The organism is Catalinimonas alkaloidigena (assembly GCF_900100765.1).
Taxonomy (GTDB): domain Bacteria; phylum Bacteroidota; class Bacteroidia; order Cytophagales; family Flexibacteraceae; genus Mooreia; species Mooreia alkaloidigena.
Map to the genome: position 1 here is coordinate 620,353 of NZ_FNFO01000002.1, position 17,598 is coordinate 637,950.

Annotated in this window: 24 protein-coding genes; all 24 read right to left on the reverse strand. The window is 58.0% G+C overall.

Translation table 11 applies throughout. The features are described 5' to 3' along the window. Nucleotides 1-126 precede the first annotated feature (126 nt). Nucleotides 127-720, reverse strand: a complete 594-nt coding sequence (locus BLR44_RS05950) for a YdeI/OmpD-associated family protein (protein WP_089680236.1) — start codon at nucleotides 718-720, stop codon at nucleotides 127-129. A 275-nt stretch (nucleotides 721-995) separates the two neighbouring features. Continuing rightward, complete coding sequence (locus BLR44_RS05955) at nucleotides 996-1,499, reverse strand: hypothetical protein (RefSeq protein WP_089680238.1); 504 nt, start codon at nucleotides 1,497-1,499, stop codon at nucleotides 996-998. Then, nucleotides 1,496-2,305: a hypothetical protein gene (locus tag BLR44_RS05960; protein WP_089680240.1), complete on the reverse strand. Its 810-nt coding sequence runs from the start codon at nucleotides 2,303-2,305 to the stop codon at nucleotides 1,496-1,498. The genes BLR44_RS05955 and BLR44_RS05960 overlap by 4 nt, the downstream gene beginning before the upstream one ends. Continuing rightward, nucleotides 2,302-2,748, reverse strand: a complete 447-nt coding sequence (locus BLR44_RS05965; RefSeq protein ID WP_143017145.1) for a hypothetical protein — start codon at nucleotides 2,746-2,748, stop codon at nucleotides 2,302-2,304. The genes BLR44_RS05960 and BLR44_RS05965 overlap by 4 nt, the downstream gene beginning before the upstream one ends. Beyond that, nucleotides 2,745-3,362, reverse strand: a complete 618-nt coding sequence (locus BLR44_RS05970; protein WP_089680243.1) for a hypothetical protein — start codon at nucleotides 3,360-3,362, stop codon at nucleotides 2,745-2,747. Before BLR44_RS05970 ends, BLR44_RS05965 begins: the two co-directional genes overlap by 4 nt. Then, the gene (locus BLR44_RS05975; RefSeq protein ID WP_089680245.1) at nucleotides 3,349-3,594 is read right to left on the reverse strand and encodes a hypothetical protein; all 246 of its coding nucleotides are present in this window, start codon (nucleotides 3,592-3,594) and stop codon (nucleotides 3,349-3,351) included. Before BLR44_RS05975 ends, BLR44_RS05970 begins: the two co-directional genes overlap by 14 nt. Nucleotides 3,595-3,610: 16 nt before the next feature. Continuing rightward, nucleotides 3,611-4,078 carry a lysozyme gene (locus BLR44_RS05980; RefSeq protein ID WP_089680247.1) on the reverse strand — a complete coding sequence of 156 codons (468 nt, stop codon included), beginning with the start codon at nucleotides 4,076-4,078 and terminating at the stop codon, nucleotides 3,611-3,613. 2 nt (nucleotides 4,079-4,080) lie between these two features. Then, on the reverse strand, nucleotides 4,081-5,052 hold the full coding sequence (locus BLR44_RS05985) for a DUF6712 family protein (RefSeq protein WP_089680248.1): 972 nt from the start codon (nucleotides 5,050-5,052) through the stop codon (nucleotides 4,081-4,083). After that, nucleotides 5,052-5,369 (reverse strand): hypothetical protein, encoded by a 318-nt coding sequence (locus BLR44_RS05990; RefSeq protein ID WP_089680250.1) that lies wholly within the window; start codon nucleotides 5,367-5,369, stop codon nucleotides 5,052-5,054. Before BLR44_RS05990 ends, BLR44_RS05985 begins: the two co-directional genes overlap by 1 nt. Next, entirely contained in the window at nucleotides 5,362-6,696 is a 1,335-nt protein-coding gene (locus tag BLR44_RS05995) for a phage portal family protein (protein WP_089680252.1), read from the reverse strand. The genes BLR44_RS05990 and BLR44_RS05995 overlap by 8 nt, the downstream gene beginning before the upstream one ends. Next, nucleotides 6,696-6,992 (reverse strand): hypothetical protein, encoded by a 297-nt coding sequence (locus BLR44_RS06000; RefSeq protein ID WP_143017146.1) that lies wholly within the window; start codon nucleotides 6,990-6,992, stop codon nucleotides 6,696-6,698. The genes BLR44_RS05995 and BLR44_RS06000 overlap by 1 nt, the downstream gene beginning before the upstream one ends. Before the next feature lie 347 nt (nucleotides 6,993-7,339). Beyond that, the gene (locus BLR44_RS06005) at nucleotides 7,340-8,989 is read right to left on the reverse strand and encodes a hypothetical protein (protein WP_089680256.1); all 1,650 of its coding nucleotides are present in this window, start codon (nucleotides 8,987-8,989) and stop codon (nucleotides 7,340-7,342) included. Between the two features lies 1 nt (nucleotide 8,990). Continuing rightward, nucleotides 8,991-9,566 carry a hypothetical protein gene (locus BLR44_RS06010; protein WP_089680258.1) on the reverse strand — a complete coding sequence of 192 codons (576 nt, stop codon included), beginning with the start codon at nucleotides 9,564-9,566 and terminating at the stop codon, nucleotides 8,991-8,993. Further along, nucleotides 9,566-10,198, reverse strand: a complete 633-nt coding sequence (locus tag BLR44_RS06015) for a hypothetical protein (protein WP_143017147.1) — start codon at nucleotides 10,196-10,198, stop codon at nucleotides 9,566-9,568. Before BLR44_RS06015 ends, BLR44_RS06010 begins: the two co-directional genes overlap by 1 nt. A 126-nt stretch (nucleotides 10,199-10,324) precedes the next feature. Then, a complete protein-coding gene (locus BLR44_RS28545) occupies nucleotides 10,325-10,531 on the reverse strand; it encodes a hypothetical protein (protein ID WP_143017148.1) in 207 nt (68 codons plus the stop codon). Nucleotides 10,532-10,561: 30 nt separating this feature from the next. Next, complete coding sequence (locus tag BLR44_RS06020; protein WP_089680262.1) at nucleotides 10,562-11,104, reverse strand: hypothetical protein; 543 nt, start codon at nucleotides 11,102-11,104, stop codon at nucleotides 10,562-10,564. A 49-nt stretch (nucleotides 11,105-11,153) separates the two neighbouring features. Then, entirely contained in the window at nucleotides 11,154-11,483 is a 330-nt protein-coding gene (locus tag BLR44_RS06025; RefSeq protein WP_089680264.1) for a hypothetical protein, read from the reverse strand. An 80-nt stretch (nucleotides 11,484-11,563) separates the two neighbouring features. Further along, on the reverse strand, nucleotides 11,564-12,511 hold the full coding sequence (locus BLR44_RS06030) for a hypothetical protein (protein ID WP_089680266.1): 948 nt from the start codon (nucleotides 12,509-12,511) through the stop codon (nucleotides 11,564-11,566). Between the two features lie 42 nt (nucleotides 12,512-12,553). Beyond that, the gene (locus BLR44_RS06035; RefSeq protein ID WP_089680267.1) at nucleotides 12,554-13,906 is read right to left on the reverse strand and encodes a S49 family peptidase; all 1,353 of its coding nucleotides are present in this window, start codon (nucleotides 13,904-13,906) and stop codon (nucleotides 12,554-12,556) included. A 64-nt stretch (nucleotides 13,907-13,970) separates the two neighbouring features. After that, nucleotides 13,971-14,435, reverse strand: a complete 465-nt coding sequence (locus tag BLR44_RS06040) for a HAMP domain-containing histidine kinase (RefSeq protein ID WP_143017149.1) — start codon at nucleotides 14,433-14,435, stop codon at nucleotides 13,971-13,973. Next, on the reverse strand, nucleotides 14,380-14,904 hold the full coding sequence (locus BLR44_RS06045; protein WP_089680271.1) for a hypothetical protein: 525 nt from the start codon (nucleotides 14,902-14,904) through the stop codon (nucleotides 14,380-14,382). Before BLR44_RS06045 ends, BLR44_RS06040 begins: the two co-directional genes overlap by 56 nt. Further along, entirely contained in the window at nucleotides 14,901-15,608 is a 708-nt protein-coding gene (locus tag BLR44_RS06050; RefSeq protein ID WP_089680273.1) for a hypothetical protein, read from the reverse strand. Before BLR44_RS06050 ends, BLR44_RS06045 begins: the two co-directional genes overlap by 4 nt. A gap of 2 nt (nucleotides 15,609-15,610) precedes the next feature. Further along, nucleotides 15,611-16,423, reverse strand: coding sequence for a hypothetical protein (locus tag BLR44_RS06055; RefSeq protein ID WP_089680275.1), 813 nt, complete (start codon nucleotides 16,421-16,423; stop codon nucleotides 15,611-15,613). After that, nucleotides 16,420-17,598, reverse strand: a complete 1,179-nt coding sequence (locus tag BLR44_RS06060) for a hypothetical protein (protein WP_089680277.1) — start codon at nucleotides 17,596-17,598, stop codon at nucleotides 16,420-16,422. Before BLR44_RS06060 ends, BLR44_RS06055 begins: the two co-directional genes overlap by 4 nt.

Genomic DNA, 17,598 nt, shown 5'->3' on the forward strand with positions numbered 1-17,598 from the left:
GACGAGTGATCAGGCATTTCAGCGCTATCCCTCTGACGGTGACGAATAAGCTTTACCGATTTGGCTATAACGCAACTTGTATACGTAGTTGTTACACACCTCTTTTGTAGAGTTGGGCACTGTTGCCTATTTGTCCTGAGGGCCCGCATCCCTTCCTTTGGGAAAATTAGCTTTTAGATTTTGAGAAGCTTTTTTCACGGTTTCTGCAATTCGCTTTTGCCTTGTTGAGTCCTGTTTAGCATTCTTAATCCATTCGAGGATCCCTCGCTTTGACGAGTTGGGGAAGCGATCGTAGTAATACTTGGCTTTATCATCGCCCTTAAAAGCTTCTTCCAGGTCAGGAGGAACTACTAGCTGTTCTACATCATTTAAAAAATCCCACGCCCCGTTTTGTTTGGCTTCTTCGACCATTTTCAGGCCCGGTGCTTCCATTCTTCCCTCTTGGGTGAGTCGGGCAATGCGCTCTTTGTTCACCTTCGACCAGTTGCTTGCGGGGTGGCGCGGAAAAATTCGGAGCATAGTTTTTTGCTGATCTAGGCTTTGGGGGAGGCTATCTACCCAACCAAAGCACATGAGTTCGTCTACGAGTTCATCGTAGCTGATGTGTGTGGGACCAAACCCTTTTTTCCATTTTACAAGCCAGACACTTTCGGCCTGATTATGATTTTCCAGAAGCCAATCTCTTAATTCCGCGATGGTCTCTACAAATACCTTCCCCATAGCACGTATGAATTTTTATTCAAGTGTGTGTCTCTTCCTTCCCGGTAGCACAGCGGTTTTATTGCTATGCCAAAGCAAACAGGAGGGCCATAATGGCCAGGAGAAAACTGGCGACCGCTAAAAGTAGCGCCCACGTCATGCGCCTAAGCATGTCATGGTCGGTGTTGTGGTAAGGTGGCCTGGCAAAGAGGAGCTGAAGGAAGTGGCGGACTGACATACTGGTAATAAAACGGTGAAAGTGTTTTCTGCTTCGTCCTACAATAGCTATCGTATAACTACTCTAGTGGATACCATAACGAAGGATCGTAGTCAAGGTTATGGCTGGCCGATTCGTAGAAGGTCAGCTCGCAACGGTGACCGTATACCTGATCGAAGACAGGGCCGATCTTGAAATACTTGGTGTTGCTCACTTCTAAATTGAACAGGCGGCCGTTCTCGGGAAGCCGATCGTGCAACAGCTTGGCCAGGATTTGAAAGACGATCTGTTTGGTCTTGCTTTCGATCTGTCGCCGTAGCAACGCATCGTCTTTGGGGCTGTGCCGTAGCACCTGGAAGGCGCCATGCTGGTAATCCAGGATGTTGTCGGAGCGGTAGTCGACGAGCTGCCCCTCGAACGAATCGATGACCAGCACATAGTCTTCCGGGCGGAAGTTGCCGCGGCCGCTGATGACTTCCTCCACGTTCATCTGAAAGAAGCGGGGCTTCTGGTCAGTATGCTGCAGGTCCGGGTGACGTGTCGCCACATCGAGGAAATAGTCGTAGTACTGCTGTTCGGTCATTGCTTTAATTTTTCCTTGAGCGCCTGATCGTCCCGGATCCGGCCATCCAGATCGTAGAGCACCAGCGTCAGGCGCTGGTAAGACACCTCTTCAAATTTGGTTACATCTCCGGCAAGGCGGCGCATCACTTCCGGCCAGCCATTCTGCCCCGACGTGACCTGCGTTGATTCGCCGGGCTCCTTAAACACGTTGGGAAAGCGGGCGATGATCAGCGCGCGGCACCCCACGTAGAACATGAGGATGGCCTGACGGGTCGCCAGGGGCAGGCGGCTTACGTTTCGCGTGCGGGCCTCCAGCGTGTAATCGTTGTAACGCTCGCGCAGGTCGCCATCCCAGTCGGGCGCCTGCGGCCGAGCGCCCTTTTTCCGGGGGCGGTAGAGGATGGCCACCAGGCGGTTGAGGTGCTGCTCCTCCTGTGTTTTGGAATAGGCCAGAAAGGCGGCTTCGGCGTGCATCCATTCGATGAAGCGGAGGCCTTTCAGCTCGTCGTTCGGTCCGTAAAGCCTTTTCAGCCCACGGCGGATGGTGGGAATACGATTCTTCGTTAAGTCATTCTTTTGAAATAAGAAGTCAGTCAACAGGAGTAGGTCCTGCACGTGGTGCGTCCGGAGTCGGAAGTAGAGGAGCCAGGCCAGCCGCGGTCGACGGTGCACCTGCAATAGGATGAACAGCACCCGCAGCGCGGCATCGAGCATGGGACGTTGGCTATGGATGATGCCGGCGATGGCCACCAGCTGACGGCGTGTGAGTTCCTGGAAGCTTCCGGCGATCGCGTAGCTACGCTTGTTAAAGTAGACCTGGTTCATTTCAGCGGAGCGCCCGATGCGCGTAAACTAAGCTTGAGGACAAAGACGGTGAGCCGGATCAGGAACGTCAGCAAGACACCCAGGCCCACCCACCAGTACCAGGCGATGGCTTTTGTCGCTGGGTGAAATACTGTGGTTGCGTGGGGTAGCGTTACCGGAATCGTATCGCGGACCGTGAGCGTATCGCAGTAGGCATAGACGTAGGTGGTGTCGTAGTAGCGGTGAATGACCACCCGTGCCCGTCCCTGGTGCTCTTCTATACGCAGGTGCGTGGTATCCGTGTGAAAGCGGGTCACAACGGAATCTTTGGGCACAGCCACCGCAATGGGAACGGCGATCTGCACCGTGTCGACCACCGTTTCGGCAAACTTCCGCTGACACCGCTGGTAAGTAGCACAGCCACTCAGGAGGAGAAGCACCAGTAAACAGCGTAGTGTCCTCATCGTTTCTTGATTTTATCACCCCAGACATTGCGGTTGCCCTTCTGGGTGCCGCGCTTCCACCACGGAATCTTCGGTTGTTTCTTCTTCGGTTTCAGCTCCAGCAATTGCCGGGCGGTGTTCTGGTTGATGGCGTGCTCGGCTTCTTCCACTTTCTCCCCTACCTGACGCACGTGCATGATGATGAGCGAATCCGAGCCGGTGCGGGCCAGTGAGTCGATGAGCTGTACCTGGTCGAACAGCCGGTCCGTGTTGGTGGAGATGCGCACGATGGCCGCATTTTGCAGGGCAACCGCCCGGTGGGCGGCCCGTGCCTGGGCATAGTTGCGGTCCAGCTTCGCTTCGATTTCGGTCTGCTTGCGCAGCACTTCCAGGATGGCGCTGGTGTCGATCCGGGTGTAGAAGTCCCGATCCCGCTCGGCCTGGTGGCGCCAGTAGGTGATGGATTCGTCTTTGTCCTCGATGGCTTTGGCCAGCAGGTGGTTCTGCTCCTGCGCGGCTTCCTTCTCCTTGCGCTCGGTCTGTTTCTGGTAGGACTCCAGGAAGTTCCAGCCCGTCAGCAGGGCAAACAGGCAGAAAACGGTCAGAAGGAAGAGCCGATTGTCACTTATTCTCATGGTTGAAAAGGCGGTTTTCCAGGTCTTTGATGCGCTGGTTTTTGTCTTCACGTTCTTTGTCCAGCAGGTTTTCCAGCTCGGTGATGCGCTCGGCTTGTGCCTTGTTGAGCTGATTTTGTGCCGTCATCATGCGCCACATCCAGGTCATGCAAAACACACCCACCGAGCCGAAAAGGCCGACTTTGGCGATGGTTTCGCCCGACAGCTGCATGAGGTAGTCTAGTGCGTTCATTCATTTCTGCGTCGGTTTACAGGAAGTAGAGCGTAGCTTCGGCCGCCCGCCGGCGGACCAGGCCGTTTAAGACGTGGCCGTTGCTGCGCTTCCACTTGGCGAACTCGGCCGCGATCGCCGGATCAGAGGGGTTCGCATTGACCCGCTTCAGGAGGGTCGAGTCGCCCAAGCCTTCGGCGATGTCGTCCGCATCGATGTCGGAGCCGACGTTGTAAGCAAAGGAGACCAGCGCTGAAAACTGATTTTCGTTGACCTTCACCTTCAACAGGCTCCGCACATCGTCGGAGAAGCGATCGAGCCAGTAGTGGAACAGGCGCTCGGCCCGTTCGCGGGTAATGGTTTCGCCGGGCTTGACGGGGCGGCCGTTTTCCCAGCGGGTGTTGCCCCACCCTAGGGTCCAGCATCCCGCCGGACACAAATATGCCTGCGGTTCAAACTTTTCGAACGAGCGGATCAGCGCGATGCCTTGGCTGTTGAGTTGCATGGTTAGCCTGTAAAGAAGGTTCCGGAAGTAGGATTGGGGGGCAAAGGGGACGCGGGGGCTTCGTAGAGCGGGTAGTCGTCGCCGTTCATCAGGAGAAACTGCGTCAGCTCCTGAAGGGCTAAATAGCCGTCGGCTTCCCGCTTGCGGCGTAGGAGGCCGACCCGTTGCAGATCGGCGGGGCCTCGGCTGTCCACCAGGCGCGACGCCGAGTTGTCGAACAGGGTGATGCCGTCGTCTTCGAGGGTGACGGCCAGGTCATCCAGGCCCTCGGCCAGTGCCAGGTGCGCTACTACGGGCCGGATCCATTCGATCAGTTCCTGATGGGCCTCGCTTACGTTGCCCGCTTTCATCTCTTCCTTCAGCTGCTGAAACAGGGCTTTGCCCAGCACGGGCAGAATGCAGCGCTGTTCCACGCTGCGGAAGGCCGGTCTGAGTGCCAAAAACAGCCGGCGCGAGGTGCCGACGTTAGGGATCAGGTAGGCCAGTTGCTCGGTGGTACTGACAAACCCTTCCCGGTACTGCGTGCAGGCCTGGGAGGCTTTCCAGTCAGTAAAGATCTCGGTATGCGCCTCCAGGAAGGCCAGGACGTCCTCGAGGCCGGCCAGTCCCGTATCGCGGAAGGACGCTTCCAGCTTGCGGATCTGCCACTCAAACGCGGTCTTCTGGGTATCGCTGACGGAGATCTTGAAGCCCGTCGACGTCGCTTCGACCTGTCCGAACGGGATGTAGAGCATGAAGGCCAGGTTGGCCACGGCCAGCTGGCAGAGTGCCAGGAGTTCTTGCCACGTGTCGTTAAGCGGTGTCGTCTCCCTCTCCTCGTACTTCTCCTGGAGGTTCGCATACTCTTTCTCACCCAGGGCACGGCGCAGCCAGCGGTTTTCCGCCTGCCGCAGGTAGGGCTTTACATCACCGAACTGGAAGGTGACGTTGGCGGGTAGGTACTCCCGCAGCTCATCGGTAGTCTTGAACAGCATCAGGCCGCCGGGTTTGGTTGGTTTCTATACCGCAGCATGTAGCGGCGCACCCCTTCTTCGCCTTCGCTGGCCAGGACCTGCACCAGGCGGCTGAAGTGGTTGACCGGCTGCGTACCGCGGGCCACTTTGTAGCGGGCTTTCGGGTCAATAGCATCACCTCCTTTTACGTTGATATGGGGGGTGTCTTTGAGTAGCTGATGCCCGTCTTTGACGGCACAGACCGGATGGGCCGGGGCTTGGGGTAGCATGGCCGCTAGCTTTTGCAGCTGCGCTTTCTCTTTCTTGGTGACCGCACGGCGGCCCGTGATTCTAGGCATGGTCTTTCGGCGTAGTTTGACGTTGAGAAGGAGTGATGTGGTCGAGGGTTTGGAGGTGCGGCCGGCGGAAGCGGAATTCGATCTCCGGATCCCAGCCGTTGTAGTCGCGAATGAAGTGCAGCGGCTCCAGGATGATGTCCTGATGAATCTGGCAGTCGGTCAGGTACATGTTGAGGTGTTCGCGCACGTCCGAGCCGCTGCCGGCGCCCATGCCGCCCTTGCCCGGCGTGTTGCCGATCAGCGCGGCCGGCACACCCAGCGCGTAGAGCAGGTGTGAGCTGGCTTCCTGCGAATCCTCCACGTAGGCCCCGTCTTTTAGCTTGTCTTCCAGCGGGGTGATGGACCAACCCGGAAACTCTTTGTTGAAGTGAGGATCGAACTTGGAAGAGGTCATGATGGCCTTGCCCGCGTTTTTAGCGCCCTGCAGGAAATCGTTGAAGCGCTTCAGCTCCTCATCCATCAGCGCCTGTTTCTCTTCCGGCTTCTTTTTGCTCCAGTCCGGATACTTCCATTCCCACCAGTACATCGGCACGTTGATGTGATACTTGACGGTGATCTGGTTCTTCATCAGCGCCCGCTTGAATTCGGGAATGGCCTGGGCAAACTCCAGCCAGCCGGAGCCGCGGAGTGAATCCCAGTGCGCCAGCTGGTAGTAGGTTTTGCCGGGCGTGGGGTAAGAGACCGGGTAAATGTATTTCCAGTCGTTGCCCTGCCGGAGGTTGTAGACCGGATCGAAATAGGGATCCAGGACGCGGACCTTCTGCGTCTCTTGGCTGGTGGCATCGGCTCCGTCGGCCCAGTTGGCCGAGATGTAGCACCAGTCGACCAGGCCGGTCCGGGGATTCTGAAGGGCCCAGCGACAGAACGAAGCTTCCTGGATGTAGAGCCCCAGGATCTGGGTGCGGTCTTTCGACAGGATGAGTTCCGGAAAGATGTTGTAGAACCAGTAGAAGTCGGTGCAGGCCTCGATGAGGTAACGGCGGATGTTGGTGTAGCGCAGGAAGGTTTCAATGGCCGGCACCTTCATCAGCTCGAAAGTTTCCTTTCCGTCCCGGATCACGGTCTTGCCGTAGCACAGACCGCCGGCATAAAGGAGGCGCGCCTTCTTGTCCAGCGTGGAAGGCACAATGGTGTTTTTGCTGCACTCCGTCAGCACCGTCTGCGGAAACAGGTTGTCATCGCCCCAGTGCGCCAGCGTCTGGTCCGTCGGGTGGTTGATGGCCACCGGCGCGGTCGTCGTGGCCTTGTGTTGCTCCATCGTGACGGCAGCCTCGTGAGAGGGCAGGTAAGCCACCGTGGCATCTCGGTTGATCAGGACAGTGCTCATTACCAGGCGACGTCTTGGCTGTTGAATTCGACAATGAGGCGGGTATGCACGCTGCGGATCTGTTCCGATTGCGGGATCAGCACGTTGATCCGGGCCCGCTGGCGATGACTGGGTTTAGCTGCTGAGCCTACCTGACGCTGGTGACGGGGCAGGGCCTTGACCTTGCGCGAGAGGACGACCTGACGGAGTTCGACCCGTTCGCCATCCTTGGTGTAGAAGACCAGGTTGAAGGGCACGGGCTCCTTCCGCTCGTCGAGCTGTTCCATCTGGCGAAGGGCATCACGCAGTAAAATCATGATGCCAAGATGGGGCCGGCACCAGGGGAAAAAAAGGACAAGACGCGGTCGGCTAGACGGAGCTGGCTAGACAGAGTGTACCCTATAGACAAAGGGTTGGTCGGTGAGTAGCATAGGATAGTCACGTAACTACTCTCCATGCCAAATGGTGGCAAGGCAGCTCGCTACCTCAATCATATATCGTGTGGATCTCCTATGGCAATTGCCACGACGCGGTAGGGCGGGTCGTGGTGAGAAGTGCCATCTTGAGACAAATCCTGTCGAGAAAACGCCCAAAAAGCGCCTTTTTAGCTTTCTAAGGCCATTTCTTGTTTCAAAAAATGAGAAAGGCGTGCATTGGGTTTTACCTACCCGTACAGATTGTCCACAAACGCCCCTTCCGTCTGGTTGAGCCGGTAGCGCTGCGTGCCCCACCAGAGGTTGTCCCCCGCCTCCGAGAAGTGGGTAGCATCCTCCGGTTTGACACTCGGATCCTTCTCGCTGCCCTTATCCTTGCCAAAACTTCCGTTGGTCTGCTTCACCGGCGCATTTTCACAGGAGACCTGCCACTGGTGGCAATTGCCACGGTTGTAACTGAACTCATCCACCCGCGGATCACCGGAGAAACCCAGTTGCCACAACAGGTACCGGCTGTGATGGCTGCTGGCCTGTCCGATGTAGTGCCGGTTCACCTGCCAGCCGGCCGCCTGCAAAATGCTGACCCATTCATCCGCATAGGAGATATCGGAAGAGGCATTGGTGCCCACGGCCGTGTGGTCATAGTAGTAATTGACCTCTTTGGTGGGGTGGTAGCGGTAGTACCGAATGAATTCCTGTGCCAGATCTTTCAGGCGGTGCGGATGCTTGACGTAGAGGGCATTCAGGAAGCGGTATTTATTCCGAACTGGGCCCACCTGACGCTGACCGATCACCATGGAGTTGATCGCTGCGTTGTAGTCGGCCGCAAAATCCAGCGGCTGCAGCGGGTTGAGGTCCGTATCCCACCGGCAATCTTTCTTGACCTCCTCCCGGAAGTTGAGCTGCAGCCCGTCAATGAAGTCATAGTTGGGCGCATCGTAGCCGTGCACTTCCTCGTCCAGCAGGCCGTAGAACCCGTCATCGATCTTGTTGACCTCGTGGTTGAGCACCGAGGCGCGGTACACCAGGTCAGAGAGCACCCGCTTCAGATTTTTGATGGCGTTCAAGCCGAGCGCGTGCACGTTATCCAGTGTCGAGGCGGTCGAGAAGTAGACGGCTCCCGTCCGCAATTCGTTGAGGTCAGCCAGGTAGCGATCCATCAGGCGACTCAGCCGCTCCTGTGCTTTCACCTGGTTGTTCGCCTTTGCTGTCAGTAGCTCTTCTTTCAGGCGGAGAAGTTTCACTTGGACGGCCAGGATGGTTTCGATCAGTTCCGGATCCATCAGCCTGGCGTACTCGTTCAGCCAGGCACTTTTCGCATCGCGTGGCCGGTCGGTGGTGAACAAAATGGAGCCGTGGCAGCTCAGCTTGCCGAAGTGCTCGGCATTACCCCGCAGGATCGGCAACACGTCCGTCTCCAGCCGCTCCCGGTTCAGGAAGCGCGCCTCATCGGCGGCCAGCCAGTCGACCGAGAGGCCGTTCAGGGTACCCGGCCGGTCCAGCGAGCCCAGGTAGATGCCGCTTCCGTTGTACCAGGTGATGTAGTGCGTGGCGTCGACCGGCGCGACGTACGCCCGTTTGATCTTGAGCTTCCTGGCCGGAAACTTCCGGACCCAGAAATGCACCTCTTCCCGGTAGCCGAGTTTCTCCCAGCCTTTGATGACCGGCGGAAGCGTCCGGGTGAGCAGCTGTTCATAGGTCTTCCCCAGAAACACGCCGTTGCCGCGGGGCATGCGGTGCACGTTGTCGTGTGAAAACAGACTGATGGGCCCTTCCGACTTGCCGGTACCGCGTCCCCAGATGCAGACGTTGATGGAGCACTGCACCAGGTAGAACAGCAGTTGCGGTACGTTGAGGTGGATCTTCTTCCGTTCTTCCATCTCACGGGATGATTTTGGCCTCTTCCAGCTGGTCGACGTTGAGGTTGGTCTTGCGCTTCACCTCTTTGAGTTTGGCGATCTGTCGCTTCAGTTCCTTCTCTTCCGGAAGCTCGACCTTCAGCAGTTCCGGGAAGAAGCCCAGTGTGATGTCGGCCGGTTGCAGCTCCGAGTAGTCCGGCAATTCCGGATCCTGTTGGTCCAGCTGCATGAGCTGCATCAGGTTCTTTTCGGCGGCCGTCATGGTGCGCAGATCTTCGTTCTGTTTGGCCAGATCCCGCGTCTCCAGCATCATCTCCCGCAGGATCATACGCCAATACTCTTTCTGCGTACGGTTGATGGAGCCAAACACCTGTTCGGTGGCCTGGATGTCGCGGTAGGCGGTGGCTTTGGAGCACCCGAACTTCTTCATCAGCATCTCTACCACCGTCGAATAGCGGCCGTATTGCCGGATCAGGTTATCGCAGCAGTCCCAGCGCTCCAGCTTCTCCTGCAACTTGCCGGTGAGCGTGAGGGTGGCCGGTTGCTGCATATAGGCAATGACCTGTTCGACATCAGTGGGTTTCCGGTGAATGTTCATCAGTCCAGTAGTTTCTTTTCAATGCTGCGGAGTTCGGCCTCCCAGGCGGGCACTTTGTCCGACGGACGGGTGCCGTTTCTGGCCCGGCTCAGGTAGGTGCGTAAGGTGTTGCGCCGGCGCTCCAGCTGGGCCCGGTCTTCGATGGCCACCGTGACCTCCTTCAGGTTCGGTGGAAGCTCGCCATGGGCACGGTAGTAGTCCAACTGCGTCCAGAGGTCATGGATGCGATCAAAATGGCTGCGGATCTCCCGACATAGCGGTGCCCGGTCCTGTTGTCGCACGATCAGGGGCAGTTTCAGGCGCAGATGGTTGCTGATCTTGTACAGATCTTTCCATTCCACCTGCAACGCCTGCACGGCTTCCGGCGCGTGGGCAAATTCATCGTTGACCGCAATGCGCCGGGGAAGGGGGGAAGGCACCGCAGCGCCTCCTATTTCTGCCGTGCTAAGAAGTTCCTCCAGCTCCGCCCGGAGACGGCGGGTGGTGTAAACGCTTTCGCCGCTGGCCAGCAGCTGCTTCATAAACGCGCTAGTGCCCAGGTCCTGGTAAATGGCCAGCGCCGTAGCGTAGTTCCAGTCGCTCAGCACCTGAGCAATGCGGTCCGCGGGGCGGTCGGTTTTTGTGTAATGCACCACCGAAAATAAAACCGCACGGAGGCTACAGAAAGGACATAAGAAAGGCTCCTGAGGTATCAGGAGCCTTTGCAGATTCAATAGGTTCAGGCAACCACGCGGCCGCAGGGGGCCGCTTCCAGTAACTTAACTGTTTTTAGCGGATTTTTCCATTTTCTTCAGGTAGCGACAGCCACCTTTGCGGTTGTAAAGCGCTTCGGCCTTCGTCAGGCTGATCGTCGTGAAATCAACGGTCTGGCCGTCGATCATCACCTTGCCGGGCACAATGCCGACCACTTCAAATTTTCCCTCCAACGCCGATGAGGGCGTTGGCACAGGCTTGGTTTCTGCCATGAGGTTTGCGTCAAAGGGTGGTAAACGTGATTAAGCGGCCGGCGTCAACGGAATGGCACCGGTGTAGATGGGCGCGATGCGTCCGATCGACTTGACCGTCACCGTGATGCCCTTCAGGTCCGCTACTTTCGTTCCGGAATCCGACTCGGCCACATCCAGGTTGGCGGGCAGGTATTCCGAGCCGAAGATGCGGATCTGACCATCCAGCTCCCGGACCAGCACCACCAGGTTAGTGTTCTTCAGGTATTCGATCATGCCCAGCAGGTAGTCTTTGTTGCCCGGATGGAACAGCGTCACCGTATTCTCGGCGCTTTTGCCATCGCGTTCGCCCACCAGCGTAGACTTCATATTGCCTTTCTCCAGCGTGCAGTAAAACTCTTTGAAGCACTTGCCTGACTTGAACACAAAGTCATCGGCCACGGTCACCAGTTCGGCCGCGGAAGTGGCGCTGGCCGGCGTCGCCGCAATGGCCGGAAATGTATCGATGTCGTCCAGCGCACAGTAGTAGTGCATACGGGCCAGTCCGGCGTCGTTATTAGACCCGTTGGGCCACAAAATATCTTGTAATTCCATCGCGTGAGATGTTGTTTAAAGGGGTTAACAGCTTTGTTCCGGGGAGAAGCTACAGCTTCACCAGTACAGGCGACTGGATCTTGACCAAATGCTTCACCACGTCCGCGTACTCTTTCTTTTTCAGGTCTTCGGCCTTCAGCACGTGCACCGTACCGGCCACTTTCACCTGGAACTTCGGGAGGGTGACCTTGTATCGGGCCTTCTCGTGTGTGATGATGGTCTCACTGGCCACGGTGGCCACGGCCTGCTCTTCGATCATTTTGGTTTGATCCGCAATGACGGCATCGCGTTCGGCCAGGGCCTTCGCATTGGCTTCTCGCTCTTCAGCCAGTTGTTTTTTGAGCGCTTCCAGCTCTGTAGTTTGGGTTTCGTCTGCCATAACAGTAAAAGGGCGTTCCCGCCCGGGGGGGAAAGGGTTAGAAAGCGGGGGCGTAAACGCCCCTCGACAGAGGTGAGAAATTATACCAGCTCGTTGCAGAAGAAGATCTCCGGAATCAGCATGCCGACGCCTTGCCAGTAGTCGGTGTACAGCTTCACCTTCCGGTCTACGTTCTCAATGCGAGGCGTCTGGATGCCCGTCTTTTTGGTCAGGCGTACCAGGTTCGACTTCGGAGAACACCAGATCCGTGACTTCCCGGCCATCGAGGGCAGGCCCTGCATGGTGATGTTGGTGAAGTCCACCTTCCGCTTCGCACCGGCGTAGTCAGTATCCTTCCCGTACAGTTCGCGGTAGCCACGCAGGTAACGGCGCTCCAGCGTTTCGCTCAGGCCCAGCGTCATGGGCGCGTTGCGGTACAGGGAATTGATCTGATCCACAAAGTCTTCCACCTGTTTCACAAAGAGTTTATCGTCCGCATCGATCGCGCCCAGCGTGATCGGCGTAATGCGGCCGGCCGTGATCTGATCGGCAATGATCTTGCCCAGTCCGTCCATGCTTGTGCCGACAGCGCCGGCCGTACCCGGCGTTGGTGCGGCATAAACACCGTTGTAGATCAGGTCCAGTTCTTCGTCTTCTTTGATCTGAGGGATCACCAGGGACTCTACGAACCAGCGCACAAACGGCCAGGTCTTCCGATCCAGCGAGTTGTCGGCCAGAAAGCCCAACCAGGTAGCCTCCAGATCGTCCGGATACTCTTCCAGGTCCGCTTTCATTTTGAATTGCTCGATGGCGATCGGCACAAATTGCGCTTCGCCACGAGGGGTCCAGGCTTTCTGGAACGGCTGCAACAGTTTGCCGATGCGGGCTTCGGAGGCACGGTAGATCGTGGCGTCCGTGACCATGGTGGTAAACAGGGCGGCTGTGACCGCGGCCTGGAACAGCTGCTGCACAATGCGGCTGCGGTTCGCCTCCTGGCTGGGACCTAAGTAGTAGGCCCCGAATTCGGTGATGATATCTGCAATATCCATCGTCTAAGCTTGAAAAGGGGTTATGAACTATGATTGAATTACTCAGTCGTTTGCGGTGGGCCGTGCGGCAAAGCGTGGATCCGCGTCGAGCGCTGCATTGTGGGGCAGGGCATCGATGGTCTCCTGCGAAACATCCTTTCTGGAGTCAATCGCATCGGTTTTGCGCTGTACCGGGTGGGTCGGACGCTCACCCGGCTGAGCGCCGTAGGCAGCCGCTTCCGCCCGCGCTTCGTCGCGTTCCTGGGTCAGGCTAGTGACCTGCGCGGTCAGCGCTTCGATTTGCTTTTGCCGGGCCTCCGCGGTGGCATTCGCTTCCGTCAATTGAGCTTCCACAGCCGCTTTGGCAGCCAGTTCGGCGTTGAGTTTTTCGAGCGTTTCCTCGGTCATGTCGACCTGGTGTTCACTCGTCGTGGCATCGGCGGCCAGGCTGATGCCGAACACGGCCAAAAGCGAGGTCCATGCACTTTTCAGCTTCATCTGATTCTGGGTTTTATTGGAGGATTGGGTTTGTGATGCAGGAGCATGGGTACGGGCCAGCCCGGAAGCCCGCTGTACGGCGTAGTCGAACGTGCCGATCTCATCGATCAGCCCCCTGGCTTGGGCGTCTTCGTTCAGGTACGTCTTGCCGGTCAGGGCATCGTCCGAAACGTCCGGGCGGTTTGCCTTGATGGCAGAGATGAACATCGCCGCGGCCGGGTTGAGCAACTCTTCCTGGAGTGGCTTGTAGTGGCCGGTGTTGGCGTCCCGCGACGTCTTGTTTTTGTCTTTCGACTGCTCGGCATAGACCTCATGGAATTTGACGCCCATCTCTTCGTAATAGGGCTTCACGTCGGCCCAGGCCATCATGCAGCCAATTGAGCCGATGATGTTGAGGTCATCGCTGGCGATGATGAGATCACAGGCCGAGCCGAGCCACATGGCCGCCGAACACATCATGCCGTTGACAAAGGCCACAATGGGCTTCTCGGTGTTTTTGATGAGGTCGGCCAGCGTCTTGAGTCCGTCGGCACTGCCCCCGGGCGAATCGATCCGGAGCAGAATGGCGGCGATGTTGGGATGGCCGTCTGCCTGTTGGATCTGCGCTCCACGGGTCAGCATGCCTGGCTCGTAACAGTAGTCGTATTTGGTGAGCGCGCCCAGCAGAGGAATGACCGCTACCGAGTTCTTCGGGGCTTCGTCGTAGGATTTGTAGCGATCGGGGCTGGCCGTGGCGGCCGCGGCACAGAGCGCATAGGGCTGGTTCTTCATCTCCCGCTCTTCCCGATCTTCGTCGTACATGCGCACCTCTTGCCCTTTCAGGAAGGCCGCGCTGTACGGAAGCAGGGTTTGAACGGCATCGGCATCGATGTACCAGACGCCCCGACGGATCGCATGAAGTAAATGAAAGTTTCGCACCTGTCACCAGTTGTTACAGGTTCGAAGATGGCAGGCGCTCCTGCCTTAAAAAAGGACAAGAAGTTTACGGGGTTGGGTCACCCGTTGGTGTGTCGTCAGTAGACGGCCGAGGATACTGAGATTCCTGGTACACCTGTCGGATCAGTTCGAGGGTATTGTACAGTTGCTCATCTGGTTCGGCCTGATAGGGTGACTTTTCGATAATTTCATCAACCCGCTTGGTGAAGTTGTCCACTACCACTTGAATCAGTTCAGCAAATTGATCGAGTTGTTTGAGGTCCTCATCTTTAATACACGTCCTGATGACCAGTGCTAATCCCTTGATCCGACACAAAGGCCCCCGGAATTCTTGATGGTAAAGTCGATTAAGCACTTCCCGATGTGCATTCAACTCATCAGACAATGCCAAAATGAGCTCCTGGTACTCTTTGATCTCCTGAGGATCCGCAGGGTGATTGGCCGCGGCGTCTGTATTACGCACGCTCACTTTTAAGGTGCGTTTTTGTTGATGATACTCTCGGTCGCTCATTTTCAATCGATTCGTAGGCTAGAAAATCACAAGGTGCCCATTGCCACGGGTTAGGTAGCTGATAAATCGTAGCCACGGCTTCAGCGCAGGCCAGCAACCGGGTTGCTCTTGTTTCGACAGGTCCAATCCACCAACCACCTATACGAAAGAGTAGTTGGGCGACAAATGTACCCCAATAATCGTACTTTTTACCAAAATGAGGGGTAATCTCGCTTACGTCGCACGTCCAAGGGAGTAGTCGGGTACGGCGGTCCGGCGCACGCTCCAGCCATTGCTCGTAGGGATAAGGGAAAAATCCCTTGCCCAAAGCTTCGCAGACAAAGAGCTGACCTTCCAGCTCGCAGAAGATGACGCAGTGGTTCCACTCCGAGCGGGTGATCCGGCGGATGCCGGCATACAGCCAGGTCATCGGCTTCCACCACCGGAGCGGGTTGTGCACCAGGGCTATGTTTCCAGTCGTCGGCTTCATGCAGTCGGCGTGTTGTACACGGTGGAAATGTCGAACAGGGTGTAGGTGATGGACAGCTCCGAAAAGTCCGGTGCCACATCCTGCCCGGCCAGTACCTGCGTGCGGGCTGCCTGGTGGCGGGCAAAGACTTCTTTCATCTCGTCCAGCACCACCCCGATCATCTGCAACGCTTGGAGATGATGGGGATTGATCTGCGAAAGATCTCCACCGGCTTCCAGGATGCGGAAGCGCACGTCCATCATCATGATGGTGGCCAGGTCTCGCGCCGACGAGGTCCAGCCGTAGGTGTCGATCAGAAAGGCATCGGTGAGCTTCTCGTTACGGAGCAGCAGATCGCTGGGGTCGACCACCCCGTAGGTTTCCCGCGTGACGCCGGCCATCAGGTCCACGATGCCCAGGCGCTCCGTCGGGTCGGTGGTCTCCAGGGCGGCGGTCCAGTCGATGCCGGAGACGTCGATCAGGCCCGTTTCCGGATCCGCGCTTAGCAGGGCGGCATGCGCCACGATGATGAGCTGTGCGGCCTTCTGGATGTAGGCCGCAGGATTGAGAACAAGGGGCTGACGCGCGCGGCGGACGGCCAGCGGAGCCGCTTCGCTCGTGTCGTTCTGGTGAGCGAGCTGGAACTGGAGCAGAGCCACTTCGGCATGGGTGCGGGCCTGGTCCGAGTTCCAGGCGCGTTTGAGTTGTTCAGGCGTGAGTGCCATGGTCAGGAAAGGGAATATCGTTGAAGAAGATAGGCCTGCAGCTGGTTGAACTTAGCGTCGGTCAACCCGTAGGCCAAGCCTAAGAATTTGAGGTAGCCTTTGAAAATCTTGTTACTGGACGGCTCGACCTGGCAACCCAGGTACAGGCCTCCGCCCCCGCCTGCAATAGCGGTCGGGCTGCCGTTCTGGTAGTTGATGGCTGTCGTGCCCAGCACGCCGTTCTGGTAGAAGCGCACACTGTCGGCCCCGTTGTTGCCGGTCGAGAACAGGTAGCGATAGCCGTTCAACTTGAAGGCCCCGCCGTTCTGCATAAACTCACTGGCCTGGTACCAGCGGGTGTTGCTGATGGTGCTCAGGTTGCCGGAGTCAAAGCGCAAGGAGTAGCCGGCCGCTGCAGAATAACCCACCCGAAAGTTGGCGGGGTTGGCCGTTCCGGAGGCTCTGGCCAGCAGGGGAGCCACGTTGGCAGTGCTCTGGTCCATGACCACCGCGACCACGGTAAAGCCGCTGGCATGGGTCCAGAGTCCGTCCAGCGAAGTAAACGACCCCGCGCCCGGCCCCGTCACGGCCTGCAGGCGGGCGAAGGTACTGGTCCCATCAAAGTACAGCCCGGTGCCGGTTGCGAAGGACGGGGTAAGGCCTGCAAACAGCCAGCGGTATCCGGTGCTGGCACTGGCGTCGCTGCCTTTGCTAAACCAGCGCGTGTCCCCCGCCGCGGCGCTTACCTCGCAGGTTTCGTCCCAGTAGGTCACCAGGGAGGCCAACGGATCCGGGGCTTTGCCCAGACTCGCGATAAAGTGGTGAGCGGGGATCATACGGCGGGCTGCGTGAGGTGGAGGTCAATCTCGGTGGCACGGACGGCCGAGATCCAGATCAGATTTTTCTGGCTGACCACGTAGGTACCGGTGCGGTTGATGGTCAGACCACCGTATGTGCTTCCGCTGACGATAACGTTGAGGCTGGTCCCGTTTAGCGTCGGCACCGAGCTATCGTTGTGCCGGATCCGGACGACGCCTCCGACGCCGGCGGCCGTCACAGCGACAGTCAGATTGCCGGTGAGGGCGGTGGCCGTATTGTGATGAATCGGCGCATCGCGCTGATCAATCGTCACCGTGGCGCCACTTCTTTCATACGGTGCGGGGGCAGCGGCCGCCAGGCTTTGCAGGTCGAGTACGCCTTGTGCAGTGGGCCATTGGATCGTACCTCCGGGCAGCACAGCGCCTTCGACGTAGCGCTGTTCGGGCGCTTCCTGGGTGCCGGCCGCGGTCAGCTCGAACTGGCCGAACACCACGTAGCCGTCCGGTACCGTGGGGTACTGCACGCGGGTCTGGCCGTCTTCGTCCACTTCCGGTCCGACGAGAAATTCGTACTGGGGCGTTTGGGCCAGGTAGTGGGCAGCGGGATAGACGCCGACCACCTTGCCGGCACTCACGGCCGGATAGGGCAGCGTGGCGGGCGGGAAGACGTAGCTCGATTCGCCCACGGCTAAGGTTTTGCTCGTGCCTTCCGGTCCCTGGAGTTGCACCTGCGCATTGGCATCGTCGCGGTTCACCTCCGGTTCGCCGTCGACCCAGGCGACGTTTGGGGGCGGCACGGGCCGGCCCATGTCCAGCAGGAGCTTGCGCCAGGCGCCGTCGAACAGCACCTGGTAAGCAATGCCCTGACCGGCTTCTTTGCGCAGGTCTTTGGTGACGATCAGGCCGGCGCTGCCGTGCTCGATGTTGTTTTTCGTCGGGAACCTGGCCGATAGGGAACGTACCGATTGGTTGCTGAGTGCTTCAAAGGTATTCAGCGGCGCCTCGTGTGCAAGCGTGAGTGCGGCGCTACGGATGGCACCATCTTCCAGCTTGTTAAATACCGACAGCATCAGTTTTGTGAGCACCTCGCGCACGTCGGCCGGGGCGATCTGGTCGCCTTCCGGATCCTGGTCGGCCAGGTACTGCAGCAAGAGGGCAGCGAATTGTTGTCGGGTGAGTTTGTCTTCGGCCAT